Below are 22,311 nucleotides of genomic sequence, written 5' to 3' on the forward strand. Positions count from 1 at the left end.
TCCTTTCAGTGAGAATGATTCTCAATAAGATATCCTTAGTATAAATCATTTTGTTCAAAAATACACGAACTGCCGCAAACATTTATCAATCGATCATTCTTTTCTAAGATTGTCGGTAACGGCACACCACTTTTTCCAACCAATCGATACTGGCAAAAAGCAGATAGCCCATCAAAGCAATCAGGAGGATACCCGAAAGCATTTGTGGGTAGTCCATTTTTGACCACGCACTTAAGATCAGATAGCCGACACCATACGTCGTGTTATAGTTTTCGGCAAAAAAGAGGGAAGCCAACGCGATCCCGATACTGACCCGCACACTGGCAAAAAGTGCTGGCATGAGCGCGGGCAAAATAACGAAGCGCAAGACATGGTGCCATTGGTTGGTATAATTTTTCATGACCTGAAAATACGCTGGTGGGATCTTCGTGACTGCATCACGAATCGAGACGATCACTTGAATGACGATCACCGCAAAAATCAAGAGAATTTTTGAGAGATTGCCTAAGCCAAAGAAAATCATAAAGACAGGTAAAAACGCAACTTTAGGAATCGGATATAAAAAGTAAAGCAGTGGACCAAGCAGCCGATCCACTCTTTGGGATCGCCCAATCAAGATTCCTAACGGCACCCCGACTAGCAACGCCCCACTCAACGCCGCAAATACCCGCAGCAAACTGGCACCTGTGTGGATCAGTAAGACTTCTCGCAGTGCCCAAAAACGTTCGGCCGTTTCTAAAGGATTAGGCAGTGAGCGATTGTTGGTCACCCAGCTTACGCCCCACCAAACCACGACAAACGAACAGAAGCCCCAAGCAAAAGATTTGATGGGTTTCATTGCCTCGCCTCCCTCATTTGTTCTTTCAACTGCAAGACGACTTCATAAAAAGCCAACGAGTCTCGTTCCAGCTGGCTGCCGTAAAATGGATTACTGATCGGCGTAACGTCCTGATCTTTTAGCAACAAAATCGTCTGCCCCAAAAACACTGCCTCTTCTGGATCGTGGGTCACCACGATTAAGCTGTTTTGTCTGCGCTGCTGTTGAGCAGCGATCATGGCTTGTGCGTTTGCTTTGGTTTCTTGGTCCAGTGAAGCAGTCGGCTCATCCAATAATAAAACATCGGGCTGTGTGATCAGTCCCCGCCCCATGGCAGCCCGCTGTTTTTGACCGCCGCTAAGCTGATGTGGATAGCGGTCCTGCACCTGCGTCAATCCCAACTCCGCCAAACAGCTTGTGACCCGTTTTTTACGGCTCTCACTGGGTGTTTGATTGATAAGCAGCGGCATTTCCAGTACTTGGTAAACTGTTTGCCAAGGAAACAAATGCAGTTCTTGGAAAACGACCTCGATGTTGTCAGGGGAACAGCCTTGGTAAGTGATCGTGCCTGATTGCGGTCGCTGCAACCCTTTGATCAAGGATAAAAGCGTGCTTTTGCCAATCCCCGATTCTCCCAGCAGCACATAGGTCGTTCCTTGTTCAAAACAAAACGAAAGATCCTTAAAAATGACGGTTTCCCCATACGTAAAGGAAACGGAATCGAATCGAATACTCATAAGAGAATAAACTTCTTTCTTCAAATTATTTGTGTTGGTTTTCACATTTTATGCTATACTATTTTTTGCGTGATTGACAAGAAAGGATGGTTTATGATGTTTCAGACCCTCGTATTTCATGAAATACGTCCCGAAGCAGAACTTTATGATCAGGTGCGCCCGATCAAAGTCGCAGACGGCTATCAAGATGCCTTGCCTCTGCCCTTATTCAATAGCACTTCTCATTTTAAACAACAAATCGACTTTTTGAAAGCAGAAAATTACCATACGTTGACCCTTGCAGAAGTCAAAGATTTTTATTTCCGGCAGCAGCCGCTACCAGAAAAATCCGTGTTGCTGACCTTTGACGACTGTTATCAATCAATGAAAGAATATGCCTACCCACTGTTGAAGGAAGCTGGTTTCAAGGCCACTGCCTTTGTCGTGACCGGCTGGCTTTTTGATGCCCCTCAGCCTTACGAACCAGAAGTTTCGCGGACATTGAGCAGTGCCGAATTAGCCGAAATGAGCGATGTCTTCGAATATGCCAATCATACCGCTCATTTTCACGAACGCAAGAACCAGCAAGGGCGGTCAATGTGGGAAACACCGGCAGCCTTTGCGCAAGACTTACGAAGCTGCAATCAGCACGTGGCCATCAAGGATGTTTTTGCCTATCCCTTTGGCTTTTATGATCAGCAGACGATCGCAACACTAGAAAAGGAAGGCTTTGTTCTGGCATTTACAACCAAACCTGGCATCAATACGACAAAAACCAAGCCAATGGAACTCCATCGGGCTGTCCTCCCGTTCTCACTACCAATGGCTGCTTTTGAACAACGATTTAGAAACGAGGAAATGAACCAATGAAAAAAACGATTTTAGCAAGTATCCTAGCACTATTCGCTGTCGGCGCTGCCGCCTGCGGCAACACTGGCGAAACAGCAAGTACCAGCAATTCCAGCACTAGCAGTACAGAAGCTGCGGTCACGGATCAAACATTGACGATCGGGGTGTTACCAGCAGAATCAGCGATTCCGATCATTCTAGCAAAAGAAGAAGGCTTTTTCGAAAAGCAAGGATTGACTGTGGAACTCAAATCCTTCACTTCCCCAAATGACCGCAATGTGGCAGTGCAGGCAGGCGAGCTGGATGGTACGATCAGCGATGTCATGACAGAAGCGACCTTCAAGCAAAACGGCATCGATATGACGATCACTTCTGATATTTTGGAAAACTTCAAGATTCTCGCTTCACCGAATTCAGGGATTACTGAGATGAAAGGGTTAGCGGATAAAAAAATCACCCTTGTACCGAATTTCATTTTAGAATACATCATGGATCAATTTGCACAAGAAAATGATTTTACTTATGACATCGTGGATATCGCTTCTTTTTCTGCCCGTTCCGAAGCATTGCTCAATGACCAAGTCGATGGCGCTGTTTATACGGAACCGCAAGCCAGCATGTTGGCTGCCCAAGGGGCGATTGTTTTAGGCAGCTCTAAAGATGCTGGCATCAAAGGCGGGACGCTGCAATTTATGGACGAAGTCATCCAAAATCGACCGCAAGACCTAAAAGCATTCTACAGTGCTTACAACGAAGCCATCGATTACATGAATGCTCATTCAGCAAGAGACTATGCCGACATCTTGGCAGACTATCAATTTCCCGATGCTATGAGTACTTACTTAGACAGCCAGGAAGACTATCCGTATGCCCAGGCAGTGCCGCAAGAGCAATTCGACGCAATCATTGCTTGGACGAAAGACAAGGGTCAAATCGACCAAGCGTATTCTTACAACGAGTTGACCAATTTCGATTTTTTACCCGCTGACGAATAAGAAACAACAAAAAAGACGCATTTGCGTCTTTTTTGTTGTTTCACTTCTTTTTGATACTCTTTTTTGCTCGTGGCAAGAAATTCAGGTATACTTTTGACAATTCAGCTGCCATGAAAGGATTTGATGCAATGCCAACGATCGCGGTTTATGCCGACCAGAAAGAAGATAATTGGGAAGCACACTTGACTCACCAGTTAAAAATAAATGAAGAAAGGACCCAGGCTCATCAAACATTTCATAACGAATCTTTAACGATCGACGAATACTTCTTTACAGAAGATTCTGCCCCTTTTCATACGAATCAAGCCGTCAAGCAGCAATTAGCAAGCAATGGCCGCAGCTGTTTGCCACTCGTGTATGTCGACGATCAGCTATTTTGCCAAGGTCGCTTGCCAACGATCCGTGAATGGGAACAATTGACCAAATCCGGGATCACTTTGCAATTTGATGCGTAAGATCAAAAGGCGTTGAAGGATTTACCCTTGACGCTTTTGCCGAGTCGGTATTCCCAAAGTCAAATCACGTTCCTTCGACCAAGCGATGGCACCTGACAGCAAAAAGAAACTAATGACCGTCCCTTCCCTCACCGCTAGCGGTAAGCCCAAACTGATCGCTAGCAAGAGTGCCCCCGAAATACAGACTGCATCAACGCCATAACGGTACTGCTTAAATGTCCAACGACTGCGTTGCGCCAGCAAATGACAGCAGTGCTCGATTGGAAATTTCAAGACCTGCAACCGTAGGACTTGTCCCGTCGCCGTTCCAGAAATCAAGATCCCACCGATCAAAGCAGCTAGTTGGCTCCAATAATTCGTCAAGTGCAGCGATGCCAAGAAGTAGTAAACAAAGCCATTGATCAAATAGCCGAATGCCAGCAAAGCGAAAAACATAATCAAGTACTCACTGCCTTTTTGTTTGAGGGACGTCTGCCGCCGATCCAATAGCCAACAGGCAGCTAAAAAGCCCAAGTTGATGGCTGTTGTGATGGTGCCGACTTTGATTCCTGACATCGTTGCCAGCGTGACATTCAAGGCATTAAAACTACTGACCCCAACGCTTGCTTTAATGGTCAAGCTGATCCCGAATGCACTCAGCCCATAAAAAATCCCTGATCCTATCCATTGCTTTTTATTCATTTTTTCTCCCACACTTTCTTTTTTGCTTTTCTAAGTATGTGCTATACTGACTAAAAACAAATAGGAGATTTCTCCTAGTTTGGAGGGAAAAAGTGAAAAAAACCGCTTATGCCTTGGCAATAAAGCAGGTACCAATCAAAGAAAGCTGCCCCTTACCGATTCCTGAGGAGATTTTACAACAAAGTGCCCTCTGGACCTTTGATCATCGAGAAGCGATCCAAAAAGAAACGGTGCCGATGTCGGTCTTTTTCGTCCTATTGACTGGCAAAGCCAAGATCATTCAAACGCAAGAAAACGGCAAACGTGCCTTGCTGCAGTTTCTCCATTCTGGTGATTGCATTGGCGATCTCACGTTGATTGGCGCCGAAACAGTACCGAAAACCGTGGTTGCGATCGGTGAAACAACATGTCTGGGCATTCCGATGCAAGCAGCAGCTCACGGGCTCATGCAAGACCTGGCTTTCGTACAAACACTAGGCAAAACTATCGGTGAAAAATTGCTGCTGCGTATGGATCATTTTTCCGTCAATCAAACCTATCCCTTAACTTGGCGCCTTGCTCATCTACTGTTGGAAGCTTCGATCGATGATCTTTTTCAAGAAAAATTGACGGAGACCGCCGAATACTTAGGCGTGAGCTATCGCCATTTGACGTATACCTTAAAAGAATTCAAAACGCAAAAACTAGTCACAAAAACTGAAGACGGCTATCGGATCGATGTGCCTGCGCTGCAGACCTTTATCCAAAACCAACAAAAGCAGTAACAAGCAAATAACGACAGCGAAATAGTTGGTATGATGCCCCCCTAAAAGCCAGAGAAAAAGCTGACTCTTGGGGGTGCAACAAGAAAAACCAACTGTTTGCTGTCGTTTTCGGATCGTTGCTTTATTTTTTCGCCAATGCCCAAGCATTGACAGTAACCGTGCCGGTTCCGCTGAGAGCGATCGCCTCGGTCCGTTTTGGATACACGCGAGAGGTCAAACAATATTGCCCGCCATTTAGGAAGATCTCAATCGAAGACGTATCGACAAAAATCTGCAGCTGCGTCAGTTCATCGACCTTGACACTGCGCTGTTTACGGCCGTAGCCAGAAACGCCATGATGGATCGTGAAGACACCAGCTTCATAAGCCAAAGTCGTATCTTGCAAAAGTCCAAGCTGGAACTGCTGCAATGGGGCTTCCGCCGTAACTTGCAACTCATATGCCAATTCATCGAAAGACAAGTGCTGCGGTTTATCTGAAAGCACAATTTTTTGGCTGACTTGCTTGTCTCGCAATTTTTGGAATTCTGGCAAAGGTTCTTGATACAACTGGTCATTTTTGACCGAAAGCTGTCTTGGCAGCGTTGCGGCATGCTGCCAGCCGCGAGGGATCGTAGGATTGCTGTATTCAGGACTGGTATCCCCTAGCCCCATCCAGCCCCACAAGATCCGACGTTTCTGCTCATCTTCAAAGGTTTGCGGGGCATAGAAGTCAAACCCATAATCAAGTTCACGAAACGCAGAAGTTTCTTTAAACGTCAGGGTTTCCCAATCCACCTCACCGATCAGATACCCTGATTGATGAATATTTTGGTAGGCATGTTCTTTGGCTGCCAAACCTTGCGGTGAGAAGACCAACACATCTTTGCCATCTAAATGGAAGTAGTCTGGGCATTCCCACATGTAGCCTAGAGCATAGTCCTCACCGAAAAAGATTCCTCGATAGGTCCATTCATTTAAATCCGTCGATTCATAAATCAAAATTTTGCCTTCGTTTTCCAACGTACGCGCGCCTAGCAGCATATAGTAGGTGTCTTCATGGGCAAAAACTTTTGGGTCACGAATATGATCGGTAAATCCTTCAGGGTAGTCCTCATGAGGAATCACGACTTCTTGCTTTTCGACGGTATAGCCGTCTTTGCTGATTACATGGACCGTGTTTTGTTCTCGTCCACTAAAGGTATAGTCATGATCACCAGGATGTTTGACATTCCCAGTATAGAAGAAATGGATCGCGTCATTCTCGATAAAGGCAGAGCCCGAGTAGACCCCGTCTTTGTCATAGTCGTGTTCGGGAGAAAGAAACAGCGCTTCTTCTTGAAACGTGACATAATCCGTCGACGTTTTGTGTCCCCAGTGAGGTGGTTCCCCGCCATGGGGCGTTTGCGGTACATATTGATGGTAAAAATGAACCACGCCTTTGAATTGGCAAAGACCATTCGGGTCGTTCATCCATCCTGTTTCTGGCATCAAATGATAGTTCAAGCGCCACGCATCAGCACTGATTTTTTCTGCTAATTCGTTTTGTGTTTGGGCAAGCTGTGCCCAGTATTTCTTCGTTAACAATGCGGTACCTCTTTTCTCTTGCCGATGAACAGCAAGGGATTATTTATTGATTCAACTCTTTGGCTAGCGGTTTGCGCTGCAATTGGACACCAGCAAAACCGACTGCAAAGGCAATCAAAATCACGACAACGTATTTCAGCATGGCACCGAAATCTCCAGTATACAACAACAGTCCTGGTATAAAAGTGATGCCCATCCCAGTGGCAGCTAATTGGAAGACATACGTCGCAAACCCGCCGACTGCGCCCCCCAGCATGCCTGCGCCAAAAATCCGCATCGAGCGTAAGTTGACCCCAAATAGTAAAGGTTCAGTGATCCCAAATAAGGTTGGAACCGCCGCACTGATGGCATTTGAGCGTTTGACTTTGTTTTTATAAATAAATGCCGCAGCGATCGCAGCCCCGAATTGTCCCGCCATACTTGCTGTACCTAAGACTTGTAGGACGTTTTCGCCTGTCGTATTCAATAACCCTAACTCAATAATACTTAACGAATGGTGCAATCCAGTGATCACGATCACTTGCTGAACCCCTCCGTAAATGATATAACCGATGCCCAATGGCGCTTGCACCAAGTAGACGATACTGTTGATGACTGCTCTTTCAGCTACTTGCAAGATTGGTCCTAACGCAAACAAAATCAAGCCTAAAGTAATGACGATCGTTAAGAATGGTGTCACGATCAAATCCATCATTTGCGGAACAAATTTACGGAACCATTTTTCTAGCTTAGAAACTAAGATCCCGACAATAATTGCTGGAAAAATCGACCCTTGATACCCAGAGATCGATAAACCGAATAAGTGCAATGGCTCTGCATCTCCGCTGGCAACTGCCCAAGCGTTCGGCAATTGCGGTGCCACCATCATTAACCCTACCACGATCCCGATGATCGGATTACCGCCGAATTTTTTCGTCGCACTATAGGCGATCAAAACAGGTAAAAAGGCAAAGGCTGTATCCGTTAACATTTCAAACATGGCTAACCAGTCAGCACTATAGGTGACCCCCAACTCGGTCAATAACCCCCGAATCCCCATCAAGAGCCCCGTCGTTACCAAAGCTGGAATCAATGGCACCAAGACATCTGACAACGTGCGGACAACTTTTTGGACGGGTGACAGATTCGAATAAACATCATCTTTGAAGCCAGCTTTTTCAGCGGAGGCGTCATTGCCCATTTCTGCTGCGAAGGCTTGATAAACTTCATTGACTTTTCCTGTTCCAAAAATGAACTGATGCTGTCCCGTGTTGAAAAAATAGCCCTTGCTGCCCTCAACTGCTTCCGCTTTGTCTTTATCTACTAACTGATCGTCTTTCAAAATCAAGCGCAAACGTGTGGCACAGTGTTCAAAGTTTTTGACATTTTCTTTGCCGCCAATAGCTTCTAACACTTGGTCGATCGTTTTTTGTTCCTTCATTTTTCCCACTCCTTTGATCGTCGGTTCATTTGTGGAACCGGTTCTACATCTGTAGATTAACAGAAACCGTTTGCAATTGCAAGCAAAGAAAATAAAAAAACAGAACGCCGCAAATGGTCGTCCTGTTTTCTCTAAAAATATTTGCTTTATTTCTCCTGCTTTTCACGCTTGGCAGTCGACTGTTTGACCACTAATCGATTCGGCAATTCGATCACTTCAGGAACCTCTTCCCCTTGCGTCAGTTTTTGGATTGTTAAGACGGCATCGATGCCTAATTGGACATAGGGATATTGGGTCGTTGTGATGGTCGGATAGACATAATCCGTCGAATCATAGCCGCCAAAGCCGTTCAAGGAAAAGTCTTGCGGCACTTGATACCCTAGTTCATGGGCGGCTTTCAATACAGCAACAGCAATATTGTCGGTAGCACAGGCGATGTACGTTGCCGGTTGATCTTTCAAGAACACAAGGGCTTTTTGGTACGTTTCTCTTCTTGAAAAAGACGTTTCGATAAAGTCGACTTTGACGTTGGGGGTTTGTGCCAAGACATCAAGAAATCCTTTTTTCCGCAAGACACCTACCGCATAATCATTTTCGCTGACACCAACAAATAAATAACGTCGGTGGCCAGCGCTGACTGCATATTCTGCCATGGTTTTGCCAGCTTGATAATCTTCATGGACGATGGAATGAATGCCAGCTAACTGTTGACCTAACAATAAAACAGGCATAGGAACCTCTGCCAGCACCGCTTGCAGCTGCGGCGTGATTTTGCGCGCAAAAAGGATCATCCCTGCTACTTTTTGTTTGACTAGCATTTCGATATTTTCTAGTTCCCGTTCATCGCTTTGATCAGAGTTGGTGATCAGCATTTGATAGCCGTTTTCCCGAGCCGTCGTATCGATCCCTTTTAACACATCATTTGTCGAGGGCGAATTCAATCGAGGAATGATCACGCCCAGCAATTTCGTGTCTTGGGCTTTCAGCGATCGAGCAAATGTATTGGGGCGATAACCAGTTTCAGCAATGATCTGATCAATTTTTTTGCGCTTTTCTTCACTGATATAGCCATTGTTCAGATAGCGGGAAACCGTACTTTTCGCTACTCCCGCCTTTTCAGCAATGTCCTTGATCGTTGTCATGATTTCCCACCTTTGCATTTTCTTTTATTATAACAATAACTGAAAGAAAAGCGCAGGTTTTGCGTAAAAATTGTTGGGTTGGGCGGTTTTGGAATGAAGCTTCACTTCAAAGTAATCTTACAATCAATGAATGGTTGAGAAACTAAAATCTCCCTTTACAAGCTATGGCGAAGATCGATCAGATCATTGAGCATATTTTTTAAGCAATATACCGCCATGATTCGTCAGCAGATAAACCACGGATAGTAAACCATTATTGGATTCTGAACATTTTTATAGCAAGCGACATATAAGAAAAAAACCAGTTAAGCCACGCTTAGCTGGTTTTTCATTAGTAGAAATCCAATCCTAAGTTTACATTAAAACGCCTCTATCACACATTCAAAATCCACATAAACCCAAGAAAGACAAAGAACAAGCCGTACATGATCGGTGAGACTTCTTTGCCGCGTTTGGCTGCTAACATGGTGATTGGGTAAAAGATGAAGCCCAAGGCGATCCCATCGGAGATGCTGTAGGTCAACGGCATGCCTAGTAGAATCAAGAAGGCTGGGATTGCGATTTCCATTTCGTGCCATTTGATTTCTCGTAGCGATTGTGCCATCAGCACACCTACGACGATCAGTGCTGGTGCCGTCACTTGGGAAGTAACAACGGATAGCAATGGTGAAAAGAACAAGCCGAACAAGAAGAAAATTCCAGTCGTCACAGCAGTCAAGCCAGAACGACCGCCCACGGCGATCCCAGCGGAAGATTCCACATACGCCCCTACTGGTGAGGTCCCTAATAAAGAACCGGCGAGCATGGCAGTGGAGTCAGAAGCAAGTGCTTTGCCGACTCGTGGCATTTTGTTGTCTTTCATGAAGCCAGCTTGATTGGCAAGTCCCACCAAGGTGCCTGCGGTATCAAAGAAAGTGACGAGTAAGAAAGTCAGCACCACGACCCACATTTGCAGGGAGTTGATGTCTCCTACATGGTTGAGCGCCACTAAGAATGTGGAAGAAATACTTGGTGCAGCAGAAACGATACTGGATGGTGCTTGGATCAAGCCAGTCAAAAGACCTAAAACAGTTGTTGCGGCCATCCCGATAAAAATTCCACCAGGAACTCGGCGAACCATCAAGACGGCAGTGATCACTAGACCAAAAATCGTCAGCCACGTCGTACCGACACTCAATGAACCTAGTGCCACAAGGGTCGAATCGTCGGAAACGATGATCCCGCCTTCGCTCAGTCCCAAAAAGGCGATGAACAGACCGATCCCGCCAGAGATGGCGTATTTTAAATCAGCAGGGATCGCATCAATGATCAGCTCCCGTAATTTGAAGATCGTGATCACGATGAAAATCAGTGATGCCACAAAAACGCCAGCTAATGCTGTTTGCCATGGAACCCCCATTCCAATACAGACTGAATAAGAAAAGAAAGCGTTGATCCCTAATGCGGGTGCTGTAGCGATCGGATATTTTGCTAAAACCCCCATCAAGATACAGCCCAATGCACTGGCTAACGCCGTTGCTGTAAAGACGGCACCTTCGTCCATCCCAGATGCCCCGAGGACCGTTGGATTGACGAATAAAATATAGGCCATTGAGATAAAGGTGGTGAAACCAGCTAAGATTTCTCGTTTGACCGTTGTTTGTAAGGTATCTAGCCCAAAAAAGGAATTGATTTGATTCTTCATTTTTACTCCTCCAGCAATCAAGCAAAGGTGTCGCAATTGCTTGATTTTTTATAATGAAAACGACGAAATCAATCATAAACCAACTTTATCTGCAAGTAAATATTATCCGGTTAAAAAAACCAATAAAACGCTTTTTCCAACATCTTACCCTTAGTTGTTTCTAATCAACGTGTAACGACTTCTCATTCACCAATTGCTCCAGCTGTTCCTTGGTGGTGCGCTTGATGGAAAGCTTTGGCAACTCGTTCAACGCAAAGTAATCGCTGTTGGAGGTTTCACTGTTTTTGATAAAGTCCCCTGCCAGAACCTCACATTCAAAGACCAACTTATAGTATTGAAACACTTGCGGAATGTCTTGTCTTAGATTCGTATCAAAAATTGCTCGCAGCTCCTTCACCTCTACTAGCAAACCGGTTTCTTCCAGCACTTCTTTTTTGATGTTTTCCCGAGGCGTCAAGCCAATCTCTGCATAGCCACCCGGCAGTGACCATTCTTTCGTCAGGCTGTCTTCCACTAGCAAGATTTTTTCGTCTTTTTGGATCAATGCTCGTACGTCGACTTTAGGTGTAGGATACCCCTCATTTTTTTCTGTTAAAAGGGTCAACGCAGCTGCGTCTTGATCCACGACGGTACTCATCAAATGCAATGCCAACTCTTTGATTTCTTGGTATCGTTCCTTATCGTACACATCTTTGCCATAGTACAAACCTGCTTCAGCGATCGATAACAGGCGTTTGTATTGCGCAAAATAATCTTTCATCCATTCCCCGCCTTTTCCATTTCTCTGTTATGCTTCTTATTCTAGAGGAAATCGGCGGTTTTGCAAAAGAAAGTCTTCTGAGACATAAGAAACAATCCGTCTTGCTTTGACAGCTAAACTTCCCCAAAAGCTGAATCATGAGAAATAGCTCCTCAAAAAAAGCAGTTGGCATGTACCTAGAACAGGTATAACGCCCACTGCTTTGCTTATTTACTTAGCTCAATTGCGATTCTCTCGATCAATGGGCGATAATCCACTTGCTTGTAATCTTCCACATTGACTTCGATAAGCTCCCCTAACTGAAAGTCATCGTAACGGCGATCGGTGATGATTTGCCGAAACGCTTCTTTGGTTATATGGTTGGTTGCAGCTTGTCTATCTTCCAGCACATCCCCGTAATGGTATCGTTCCATAATAAAACTCAAATGACGGTCATCCGCTCGATCACGTATGAAACGTCTTTCCCATAAGGTTTCAAACGAGGCAGTCAAACGTATGGTCAAGCAGTCGTAGCCATAGCTTTGAGCGAGAAAAGTCAGCAAGGGCTTCTGCTTTTCACTAAAGGGGTATTCCGAGACCACCAAACGTTTTCCTAGAGACATGTACAAACCCAATGCCTGATAGTAAAAAGGCCAAACATACTGCTTTTCGATCTGGGCTTTTTCTGCCAATGAATCAAAGCCAAGGGATTCGGCATAGCACTCTTTGATTTCATCTGGCGTAAGAGCGAAAAGATTGGGAAAACGTGCCTTCAGCAGATTCAGTAAATAACTTTTTCCAGTCCCAGGGCTGCCTGCCAATAAAACAAGCATCTTTTTGCGTACCATCTATTTGCCGATCACAGTCGGCGCTTTCGTATTCATGAAAAGGCCGATCTTGTGCTTGACGATTTCTTTGATGGCTTCATTGGATGGGATCACGTTGTGGCGCAATGATTTGTTGACTTCCGTTGCCCCAAAATTTTCTTTCGCAATCTTCGTCCAATTGACCAACAATTCAGTACCTACATTAAACTTGCGAATGCCGTTATTGATCAATTCAGGATAATCTTCTTCTTTGACGCCAGTTCCTCCATGAATGACTAGCGGCACGTCGACGACTGCATGGATCTCCTTCAATAACGCAACATTCACTTCGGTTTTGGAGCGGAATTGGCCGTGATTGGTTCCGATAGCGATGGCTAGCGCATCGACGCCAGTAGCAGCGACAAATTCTACTGCATCTTCTGGGCGTGTGAAGACTTTATCGTCTTCTTCCACATGAATGCCTTCTTCTGTGCCGCCGATCGTTCCTAGTTCTCCTTCGACGGACACCCCATGGGCATGGGCGTATTCTACGACTGCGCGCGTTTTCAAAATATTCTCTTTGAAGGGCAAATGCGAACCATCATACATCACCGAGCTATAGCCGCTATCAATCGCCGCTTTGATCTCATCGAAATCTCTGGCATGGTCCAAATGCAAGACAGCGTCCACCAGCTCGTGATCGGCAATCGTTTTGACGACATTGACCAAGACATCATAGCCGATGTATTTCGCCGTATCGATACTTGTTTGAATGATGATAGGTGCCCCCATCTCTTTGGCTGCCCGCAGCATGCTTGGCAGCATTTCTAAATTATGGGTATTAAAAGCCCCCACTGTAAAATTCAATGCTTCTGCTGTTTTCGTTACTTCTTTTAATGTTGTATACATCCTTGATTCCACCTCGTCTAGTTTAATTGCCGCTGATCGTAAGTTGTTTGGCGATTTGCCGCATTTCTTCCATTTTATCCATGTAATAGTCGATCTTTGCATCGTCGCCATTTCGTGCGGCGGCGGCACGCTGAGCATTGTAAAGGGACATCAGTTTTTTGTAGCCGTCCCCGATCGATTTCTTCGCCTGCAAACTTTTTTCCAATGCGTCGATCGCTTCTTCTGTGCGAGAAAGTTTTGCCTGGGCTAAGCCTAACGCTTCATACAATTTTGCCTGTTCGTCGATGTCGGTTTCTGCTTGCAACTGACTTTCTAGATTTGCAATAAGCGCTTCTGCCTCTTGGCTTTCTTCAGCGGTCAAAGGAACCGCTGGTGTTTCTGTGGGCTTTTTTTCTTTTTTGAAAAAAGAGAACATGCGTCTTCCTCCTAGCGATTAAAAGTTTTTCAATAAGGGACTGATGATCCAAGCATATAGCAAGGCTGCCGTGACGGTATCCACATCAGTTGCCGTAGCGTTAACAAAGCCCATTTGATTGAAGATCGTTACAAGTAGGGCTGGCAATAACGTAATGAAGAAACCGTGAAAGATCCCTCCGATGATCGCCCCTCGACGTCCACCGACCGCATTGCCGAAGATCCCAGCGGTGCCGCCTGCAAAGAAGTTCGTCAGCATCCCTGGCAAGATCATCGCCAAGCCAAAGACTGGTAAAACGAACATGGCGATGACTGTCCCAATCGTTGTAGTAATGAAGCCTAAAATAACTGCATTGGGGCTATATGGGAAGAACACTGGGCAATCGAGTGCTGGTTTTGCATCAGGCACCAATTTCATGGCGATCCCACGAAACGCAGGGACGATCTCGCCTAAGAGCAACCGAACGCCAGCTAGCAAAACATAGACCCCAACCACGAATTGAATGGCTTGTAAGAAGGCATACATGATGTAATTTTGATCACCAGAGAGCGTAGAAGCAAAGGTTTCTCCAGCAAACAAGACCGTCACGATATACAGTGGAACCATCACGACCATGACAGAAAGATAGGTATCTTGTAAAAATTCAAAAGAACGTGGCAGTTTGATGTCTTCGATCGATTTTTTCTTCTCGCCTCTTTCTCCAAACAGATAGGCAACGCCTGCTTCAAAGAGGTAACCGATCGTACAGAAATGTCCGAGAGCAATGTCGTCTGAACCAGTGACTTTGCGGATGATGGGCTGAGCCATCGCTGGCATCGCTACGGCAAAGATCGCCCCAATCAACCCACCGACAAGAATCAAGACAACGCCCCGTAAACCAGCGAAATAGCCAAAGACCGTCGTCATGGTCGCCATCCATAAAATGGCTTGACCCGTCAAGAAAATATATTTCCATTTTGTAAAGCGTGCCAATAAAATATTAAAAACAAAGATGGCTAAAAATGTCAGCGCTATGTCCCGACCCAAGCCCAACTCATTCATCGCTTGCCCGTTGATGGCTTCGATGGAAGGGATTATTCCTTGCATGTCGAATCCTTCTGTGAAAATCTCGCCGAAATAGGTCAAACTACCGACGATGATGCTAGAACCAGCGCTTAAAACCTGGAAGCCCAATAGCGTCTTCAAACTTCCTGAAATGACTTGACCTGCTGACTTTTTCTGAAGCAACAGCCCTAACATCGCGATCAAAGCGATCGTGATCGATGCCTGCGTTAAAATATTATCAATGATAAAATTGATGATGCCCATTTTTTCAAACTCCCTTCGTCATGCCTCTTCCTTACAGTGCGCCTTTTTCCGTTAATACTGGGATGATTTTTTCTTCGATTTCTGGTTTTGAAACGATGTTGCGTAAATAAATGATTGCGGTTGTCGGGTCCAAAGCAAACTTTTCAAATTGCGTCCGAAAATTCTCTGCCGTAATGATGATGTCTGGTTTCATTGATACTGCTGATGAGATATCGACATGATCCAATTTCGCCTCCACTCCTAATTTCGTTAAGACATCTTCTGTTGACATCTGAGCCGCAAAACTGCTGCCAAGACCTGCACCGCATACGAATAAGATCGATAATTTGTTCATGATTTTTTCCCCTTTTCTTGTTTTTTATGAAAATAGCAATGATTGAAACGCTTCAATCGTAGAGCAAGCCAGCAACTGCGTGACTTTTTCTTCGTCATTGATCAGTTCGATCAATTCCTTCATGATGGCAAGATGAGAGTAGGAGTCCACCGCAGCCAAGCAAAAAATGATTTTGACAGGGTCCATTTCTGGGTTCCCAAATGCTACTGGCGGCGCCAAGGTGAGGACACTCACACCCAACTGCTGGGCGCCATCTTCTGGTCGGGCATGCGCCAGCGCCAAATGTTTACCAATGACGATATAAGGACCGTATTCCTTCACCGCAGCAACCATTGCCTCGATATAGCGTTTTTCGATGATCTGTTCTTTTACTAGCGGCTGCGCCGAGCGTTCAATGGCTTCTTCCCAATTTTGAACAGGAACATTTAATTGAATATGACTAGCGGATAATACATCTTTTAACATTGGCTGAATCTCCCTTGCATTAATGGCTAATTGATTTTGTTCAAACAAGTGTGTCAATTTGCGATAGGCGGCAGCATCGACCGTCCCACCGCTTTCTTCAATGACTGTAAGCAATTGATTGAAGAACAGCGTGGCATTTTTTTGGTCAAAGGCGATCCGCTTGAATTGTTCATTGTTTTTTAAGAAACGGCGGATCACTTGGTGATTTTCTTCATTGATGATCGGTGGGATCAGTAATACCGGCTTTTCTCGATAATCGATCTCATAGGTTGAAAAAACCAGATCCACATCGAATTTCGTGATCAAATTGACTTCTTGTGAATTCAAGACTGCCGCAACTTCTACTTCTGGAAACTTCTCCTTGAGGCTGGCTGCCAGCAGATTGCCGGTTGCCATTCCATGGTTACAGACGACGACCGCCTTATAGATCGTAATAATCTCGTGGTTCAATGAACTTAGGGCTGTAGAAAAATGAATCACGAGAAATGTCAGTTCATCTTCTGATAGTGGTTGACCGACGATCTCTTCGATCGTGGGGGCGAATCCCTTGACGGCTTGGTAGATTTGTCCATAATTTTTGCGAACGGTCTCTTTGATCGGATTGGGTACTTGAATGCCGCTCTTGGCTCGAACGATCAGCGCTGCCATATGTTTATACAATCCCTCTAACAACTCTTCTTCCTTTTTACTAAAAGGGATCTTGGTTTGGCATTCCACAAATTGGATCAGCTGCAGCGACAAGAGTTGCGCATGCGCCCATTCGATGGAATTGGACAAATCTTTAAAATTCAGTGATTCGATGATGAAAGAAAGATAGTTGACTTCGATTTCTGGTGGCTCGATCGAAAAGGTTTCAGCGATCGCCTGGATATAGGCTGACCCTTGGAGCGGATTGCTGGAAGTAGACCAGTTCATGCGAGTGATAAATTCCTTCATTCTGATGCGCATCAGCCAAATGGCGGTAAATAATAAGATTTGGCTGCTGTACAACTCATTTTGATTTGGCGGCAACACTGCTTGCATCACTTGTTGGATCTGTTTGATTTCTTTTTGCGGCAAATAGCGATAAAGCAATTTTGTAAAGACTAAATCTGGGGTCTGTTTATCAAGTGGCAGTCTACCGATCCGCTGATTGATGATGTCAAAAATCATCGTCCGAATCGCTCGTTCCGATCCATTCAACCGCAGTCCTTTTTTTCCTAGACTAATGATCTCAATGCCATATTTATTGATGTCCGCCCGCAAACGGCGCATGTCTTCATCCATGCTGCTTTTCGATATCTGGTACGCTTCTTCTTTTTTATTCAACACCAGGATCTCTTTTGAAAATGTCAGATGCAGTAGCAGATCAAAACTACGCTCTTCACGGGTCATATATTCCGACTGTTGTGCCTGTAATGCCTGCCAAACGATGGCTTGCTGCTTTGAGGGCATTTTCAAAAGGATGCCCTTTCCTCGAAGGGTTTGGACCGGTCCGATGTGTAAGTCAGCGAGAAACGTGTTGATCTCATTCAAATCATTGCGGATCGTCCGCCCACTCGCTGCGGTCTCTTCTGCCAGTTGCTCGATGGATAGTGGATAATCAGTCACCAACAGGCGATGCAAAACATCTACGATTCGTTTTTTCACAACTTTCTCTCCTTCTCTGATTTGAGTATATGATTTCGCTTACAACAAAAAAAGTAGATGTTTCTGCCACTTTAGTTTGCAAAAATGTAAACGCTTCTATTTCGAAATAGGAATCTTTGATCGATTATTTCATATTTTCCTTATTTTTCCTATCCGATGGAGAAAACGTTTAGATAGAGGATCAGATGCAAAAAAAGCAAGAGCAGCTGCTCTTGCTTTTCGATGATGGTGCATTCTATTGTGTTTGATCCGTCGTGTCTTCTGGCTTATTTCCCAGCGCTTGCTCCATTTGCTTTACTGCCCAATCCATTAGAAAGATCAACAGCATTGCCAGCACGCTGCCAATCAATGCCCCTGAAAAACGCAATGGGATCAATTTCAGTGGCGTAAAACTAGTACCGATCGTCATTAACAGCAGGACTTGTGGGTTGGTAAAGAAATTAGCAACGGTATAATTGACTGGCATAAAAAACTCCGTCAATATGTTTAGAATGATCAAGACAACTGCGATCGCTTCAAGGGGCATATGCAAGGACATCAATAAGAAACCCAGCAGCAGCCCTACGATTCCTCCCAGTACCCTGCCGATCGTGCGATTTTTGATTTTTTCCATATGTTCCCCTGCCAATACGGCAGCAGCGGAAATCAAGATCCAATACCCGTTGCTGTCCCGCAACAGATAGGCAATGTAGGTCGCAATAAACAATATCAAAGAAAAGTGCAGTGCTTTGATGACCATTTCTGGTTGCTGAGATAATGCCAGCGAATATTTCTCGTGCAAGCTCAGTTGTTGAAAAGCCGTTTTTTCTTCTTTCAACGGTAGCTGTTCAGCTAACGAAATCACCAGTCCAGCAAGCAATGAGCCTGCGATGCCGTAAAGCAAATAGGAACTGTGGTGCAAGATTTCTCCAAGATGAGCGGCGTGAAAGTTAAAGCCGGTGGCATAAAGCATCAACACGAAGAAATAATCCGGCTTGGGGATCCGCATCACTTTTGACAACAAAAACGCGGAAAACGATAAAGCACCGATAATAAAAGGCGCGCTCCAAGGAATCAGTGCTGTCCCAGCGCCTAAAATAAAGGCCAGCAGCAACGCCGCCCCGTGGGTCAAAATGGCGCGCAGATTATAAAAAAGGGACCGATGTTGAAAAGCTAAGTATGAAAAAGCCCCCATCGCCCCCACAGAACTTATCAAAGGGTCCTGAACAAGGATCCCTATAAACAAAGGAACCGCCATCGCAAACCCTGATCCTAACGGACGCAAGACTTTTCGTTTGTCTTTCATGCAATTCCTCCTATCAAAAAAATATGTACGATGATACAGCGTTTTATAAACAACGTCCTAAACTAGTATACGGAGCAAAAGATGAATATGCAAATTTTTTTCAGAAACTTTTCGATATAATCGTATCGATGTTTTCTTGATCAAATCATACGCTGGCACAAAACAGCCCTTACCAATAAAAAAAGAGAAGCATTCGCTTGGCAATAGACTACAAGCGAATCTCTCTACCTTTAGGCAAAATATTCTTCAATGAAGTGCTGGTGATTGTATCAACTATTAGTATTTCGCAGCATTCACCCGTTAGAATAACACTTGATGCACTCAATCAGCTAGTGTCTCACCCTAGTGATCACATGGACAGACTCTTGATACACCGACACGAGTCATTACCTTTGTTGCTGGTGTCTGGCGCGAATATTTCTCTCAATAGATAATTGAAACACTAAAGCACCGAAAACGGCGTCTTCAGTGCTGACCAATTTTCTTTTGTTTACTGCAAACGCCATTGAATGATTGGTTTGACAACGAGAATTGCTCTATAATCCTGTAGAATCGCCGTTTTCAAGCACTTCGATTAATCATAAAAAAGCTGACAGGGACGAGTGCTCTTTCAACCAACTGGCAAGAATCATCGGTTGCTTCTCTGCTTTAATTTTTCTTGGAAAAATCACCTTTTGCGATGGCTTTGTTCGTACAATAGTGGCCTTTGCCATGGGTCTGACGGACTTCCACCAATTTTTCTTGAATCATCTCGAGGATCACCATGAGATTGTCTTCATTGGCAACAAAGTCCAATTGATCCCCATCAATTTGCATTTTCGGACAGACATCAAAGTTTTCATACCATTCATCGTATCGCTGATTCAATTCTTTGTAATAGTCATACAATGTCGGATCATTGGCAATTTGTTCATAGGAACGCCCACGTTTATTGATCCGTTCAATCATTGTATCCAAGGAAACCTTAATATGAACCATTAAATCTGGATGTTTCAACGGCGCCGATTCTTCCAATTCCCGCAGCATCGTATTCAACAGGTTATCGTATTGTTCGACCTCCATCGGTGCGATGCGACCTAGATCCGCATTTAGATGAAACATCAAACTGTCCTCATAGATGGAGCGGTCAATGACATTGTCATCATTCGATAACGCTTCCCGCATCCCTAAAAAACTTTTGTTTAAGAAAAAAATCTGCAATAAAAAAGCGTATCGTTCTGGATTGGAATAAAACAATGGCAGAACATCGTTGTCCTCCACGTTTTCATAAAAAGGCTTCGACGCCATTTCCTTCGATAAAAAATCAGTCAAACTGCTTTTTCCTGCCCCGATCGTACCTGCGATTAATAACACATTCATCCATCCTTTATTAAATATAGTCACCGACAAATGCTCGGTGCGCCATCTCTTCAAAATCATACGTTGTTCGTGCCGCCAGATCAGTCAAATACGCTTGCACCGACTCCGTCAACATCAGATTGACCGCCGCGGCTTTTCCTGAAAAGCGATCACTGGTTTATTTCGTACGTGTGCTGCGCCGATTTCAAAGGCTGTTCCCGGATCAGTGATTCCTTCATGGTAATCCAAAACGGCAACGACGACGTCGGCTCGTGTCAATTCCAGCATGTCTTTTTCAAAAACTTCTCTCGCCCATTCCGGTGTATAGGGTTCAGATGAACTTTTTTGATACAAGCGCGGCGCATAGACCGCCAAGGGCTGCGGGTCCTCAGCTAAACTGCTTTCTGCTTGATTGAGTCGTGCGATTGGTTCGTTTGAAAAAAACGGTCCAGCTAAATAGACCTGCTTCATCCTGCCAAGCACTCCTTTCCTGACCCCTTCGCCGCCAATCGTTGGATCAACGACTCAACGTCAGATAGGAAAAAGAGCGTTTCCGGCAGTTCAGCCCAAGCAAAGCTGGAAGCTTCAAACATTTTTAGCAGTGGCTTCAGTCCATCCTTCAAGCCTTCGTTCATCAACACACCGATTGGCTTGACTGGCAATTTCCCAAGAGTCATAAAAGAGCATATTGATGACAACTCCTCTAGTGTACCAAATCCACCAGGTAATACAAGATAGGCATCGCTCATTTCCAGCAATTGTTGTGTTTGCTCCTCCCTCGTCTCCGTATAGAACTCAGTGTATGTGCTTGATCCAGTGACAATTGGCGGCAAATCTTCTGCAAAGGAACCTGATGGATAGATCCCCGTCACTGCGCCTTCTTTTTCAAAGACCCCATTAACGATCTCCCTCATCAAGCCAGCCAAAGGGGCGCAATAAATCAACTCGATGTGATTTTTTGCTAAGGCATTGCCGATGGCACGAGCGGTCTTTGCCAACTTTTCCTCATTTTCTAAACGGGTACCGCAAAATACAGTTACTCTCAAAAACAACAGCTCCTTCTTCACTACACCTGCTATTTTACACAATCTATTAAAAAAGTAAATACTACATATTGTGCTTTATTTAGATAAAAATCGATCTATTCACTATATATTGTATGAATCCGTTTACGTCTTTTCGCTTTCCCTTAAACGTTACAAACTTTGAAAATAGCAGATAAGAAAAAACAGAATCAGCTGCCATCGATTGCCTCAGTCCTCTTTCATCCCACATAAAAAAACACGATGCAGGTAGGCTCGTGTTTTTTTATCCATCACTTTTTTTCTCTTGTCCAAGCAAAATTTAGCAAAAATCTGTATAAAAAAATTATTTTTCGTCGGTGGCTGCTTTCAGCTTTTTCAAATCCTCTTGCTCGACAAAAAAGGTCACTTCTCCTGTTTCTAAATCGACGGATGCTTTGACTTCAACCCCTCGTGGGAAAAACTTGCTGGCATCAGTCTCGATTTTCAAACGCATCGTTCCGTCTTTCAATCCAGCACCATAGGTCATCGTACGAAAGTTCTTTTTCATTCCTGCTCGCTCCTTTTTTAATAGCTCATCGACACTGCACCCATAAAGGGTACTCAGTTTCAATAAATTCAAACTGTCTGGTACCGTCTTGCCGGTTTCCCAATTTGAGATCGATGTGCGGGTCACTAAAATTTTTTTTGCTACTTCTTCTTGGCTCATTTGCTGTGTGACTCGATGGTTCTTTAGTGCTTCCCCAATCGTCATCTTGTCCTCCTTCTTCTACCTTAACGCAGAACTGCTGTGGTTTCTGCTCAAATCCATTGATATTACGGCATTGTCAAACAGTTTTGACAGGATTTTCTTAAACGAACTCTCCGTGATAGCGGTTTTCTTTCTATCATAGATGAAAAAAGAACAAATGACTAGAAAATGATTTTTTTATTTCGACTATATTACGACAAAAAAAGTAGCACGAATAAATCGT

Annotated in this window: 23 protein-coding genes; 4 read left to right on the forward strand and 19 right to left on the reverse strand. The window is 44.6% G+C overall.

All coding sequences use genetic code 11. The features are described from left to right. Positions 1-103 precede the first annotated feature (103 nt). A complete protein-coding gene (locus A5882_RS16935) occupies positions 104-838 on the reverse strand; it encodes an ABC transporter permease (RefSeq protein ID WP_008379042.1) in 735 nt (244 codons plus the stop codon). Then, positions 835-1,554 carry an ABC transporter ATP-binding protein gene (locus A5882_RS16940; RefSeq protein WP_034872330.1) on the reverse strand — a complete coding sequence of 240 codons (720 nt, stop codon included), beginning with the start codon at positions 1,552-1,554 and terminating at the stop codon, positions 835-837. The genes A5882_RS16935 and A5882_RS16940 overlap by 4 nt, the downstream gene beginning before the upstream one ends. Positions 1,555-1,650: 96 nt before the next feature. Between A5882_RS16940 and A5882_RS16945 the strand changes: the two genes are divergently transcribed. From A5882_RS16945 to A5882_RS16955, 3 genes are read left to right on the forward strand one after another with little or no spacing between them, the layout of a single operon-like run. Then, positions 1,651-2,403 carry a polysaccharide deacetylase family protein gene (locus tag A5882_RS16945; RefSeq protein ID WP_176462045.1) on the forward strand — a complete coding sequence of 251 codons (753 nt, stop codon included), beginning with the start codon at positions 1,651-1,653 and terminating at the stop codon, positions 2,401-2,403. After that, positions 2,400-3,377, forward strand: coding sequence for an ABC transporter substrate-binding protein (locus tag A5882_RS16950; protein ID WP_016613617.1), 978 nt, complete (start codon positions 2,400-2,402; stop codon positions 3,375-3,377). The genes A5882_RS16945 and A5882_RS16950 overlap by 4 nt, the downstream gene beginning before the upstream one ends. Before the next feature lie 50 nt (positions 3,378-3,427). Further along, entirely contained in the window at positions 3,428-3,832 is a 405-nt protein-coding gene (locus A5882_RS16955; protein WP_086373216.1) for an arsenic metallochaperone ArsD family protein, read from the forward strand. Positions 3,833-3,853: 21 nt separating this feature from the next. Here the strand turns inward: A5882_RS16955 and A5882_RS16960 are convergent, their stop codons facing one another. Continuing rightward, a complete protein-coding gene (locus tag A5882_RS16960; protein ID WP_034872334.1) occupies positions 3,854-4,513 on the reverse strand; it encodes a YitT family protein in 660 nt (219 codons plus the stop codon). Between the two features lie 92 nt (positions 4,514-4,605). On the opposite strand from A5882_RS16960, the gene A5882_RS16965 reads away from it, so the two are divergent. After that, entirely contained in the window at positions 4,606-5,277 is a 672-nt protein-coding gene (locus tag A5882_RS16965) for a cyclic nucleotide-binding domain-containing protein (protein WP_086373186.1), read from the forward strand. A gap of 121 nt (positions 5,278-5,398) precedes the next feature. On the opposite strand, the gene A5882_RS16970 is transcribed toward A5882_RS16965, so the two are convergent. The 16 genes from A5882_RS16970 to A5882_RS17050 form a co-directional block, all read right to left on the reverse strand. Next, positions 5,399-6,841, reverse strand: coding sequence for a glycoside hydrolase family 32 protein (locus A5882_RS16970; RefSeq protein ID WP_016613621.1), 1,443 nt, complete (start codon positions 6,839-6,841; stop codon positions 5,399-5,401). Between the two features lie 43 nt (positions 6,842-6,884). Then, the gene (locus tag A5882_RS16975; protein ID WP_016613622.1) at positions 6,885-8,261 is read right to left on the reverse strand and encodes a PTS transporter subunit EIIC; all 1,377 of its coding nucleotides are present in this window, start codon (positions 8,259-8,261) and stop codon (positions 6,885-6,887) included. Between the two features lie 146 nt (positions 8,262-8,407). After that, complete coding sequence (locus A5882_RS16980; RefSeq protein ID WP_008379063.1) at positions 8,408-9,403, reverse strand: LacI family DNA-binding transcriptional regulator; 996 nt, start codon at positions 9,401-9,403, stop codon at positions 8,408-8,410. 373 nt (positions 9,404-9,776) lie between these two features. Continuing rightward, entirely contained in the window at positions 9,777-11,087 is a 1,311-nt protein-coding gene (locus A5882_RS16985) for an NCS2 family permease (protein ID WP_008379064.1), read from the reverse strand. A gap of 160 nt (positions 11,088-11,247) precedes the next feature. Then, on the reverse strand, positions 11,248-11,847 hold the full coding sequence (locus A5882_RS16990) for an NUDIX hydrolase (RefSeq protein WP_008379067.1): 600 nt from the start codon (positions 11,845-11,847) through the stop codon (positions 11,248-11,250). A gap of 206 nt (positions 11,848-12,053) precedes the next feature. Next, the gene (locus A5882_RS16995; RefSeq protein ID WP_016621396.1) at positions 12,054-12,674 is read right to left on the reverse strand and encodes a zeta toxin family protein; all 621 of its coding nucleotides are present in this window, start codon (positions 12,672-12,674) and stop codon (positions 12,054-12,056) included. Then, entirely contained in the window at positions 12,675-13,541 is an 867-nt protein-coding gene (locus A5882_RS17000; protein WP_016621397.1) for a class II fructose-bisphosphate aldolase, read from the reverse strand. 22 nt (positions 13,542-13,563) lie between these two features. Next, a complete protein-coding gene (locus tag A5882_RS17005) occupies positions 13,564-13,956 on the reverse strand; it encodes a hypothetical protein (protein ID WP_005225457.1) in 393 nt (130 codons plus the stop codon). Positions 13,957-13,974: 18 nt separating this feature from the next. Continuing rightward, on the reverse strand, positions 13,975-15,264 hold the full coding sequence (locus A5882_RS17010) for a PTS sugar transporter subunit IIC (protein ID WP_008379073.1): 1,290 nt from the start codon (positions 15,262-15,264) through the stop codon (positions 13,975-13,977). A 31-nt stretch (positions 15,265-15,295) separates the two neighbouring features. After that, complete coding sequence (locus A5882_RS17015) at positions 15,296-15,598, reverse strand: PTS sugar transporter subunit IIB (RefSeq protein WP_015509266.1); 303 nt, start codon at positions 15,596-15,598, stop codon at positions 15,296-15,298. Between the two features lie 24 nt (positions 15,599-15,622). Beyond that, positions 15,623-17,692, reverse strand: a complete 2,070-nt coding sequence (locus tag A5882_RS17020) for a BglG family transcription antiterminator (RefSeq protein WP_086373187.1) — start codon at positions 17,690-17,692, stop codon at positions 15,623-15,625. Between the two features lie 235 nt (positions 17,693-17,927). Next, positions 17,928-18,977 carry an FUSC family protein gene (locus A5882_RS17025; RefSeq protein ID WP_005234658.1) on the reverse strand — a complete coding sequence of 350 codons (1,050 nt, stop codon included), beginning with the start codon at positions 18,975-18,977 and terminating at the stop codon, positions 17,928-17,930. Between the two features lie 648 nt (positions 18,978-19,625). Continuing rightward, positions 19,626-20,336, reverse strand: a complete 711-nt coding sequence (locus A5882_RS17035) for a deoxynucleoside kinase (protein WP_034872337.1) — start codon at positions 20,334-20,336, stop codon at positions 19,626-19,628. 114 nt (positions 20,337-20,450) lie between these two features. Next, positions 20,451-20,786, reverse strand: a complete 336-nt coding sequence (locus tag A5882_RS17040; protein WP_016613630.1) for a nucleoside 2-deoxyribosyltransferase — start codon at positions 20,784-20,786, stop codon at positions 20,451-20,453. Next, positions 20,783-21,361 carry an LOG family protein gene (locus A5882_RS17045; protein ID WP_086373188.1) on the reverse strand — a complete coding sequence of 193 codons (579 nt, stop codon included), beginning with the start codon at positions 21,359-21,361 and terminating at the stop codon, positions 20,783-20,785. Before A5882_RS17045 ends, A5882_RS17040 begins: the two co-directional genes overlap by 4 nt. Before the next feature lie 322 nt (positions 21,362-21,683). Then, positions 21,684-22,091 carry a helix-turn-helix domain-containing protein gene (locus A5882_RS17050; RefSeq protein ID WP_061054425.1) on the reverse strand — a complete coding sequence of 136 codons (408 nt, stop codon included), beginning with the start codon at positions 22,089-22,091 and terminating at the stop codon, positions 21,684-21,686. Positions 22,092-22,311: the final 220 nt, after the last annotated feature.

The organism is Enterococcus sp. 4E1_DIV0656, assembly GCF_002140695.1.
GTDB classification, from domain to species: Bacteria; Bacillota; Bacilli; order Lactobacillales; family Enterococcaceae; genus Enterococcus_D; species Enterococcus_D entomosocium.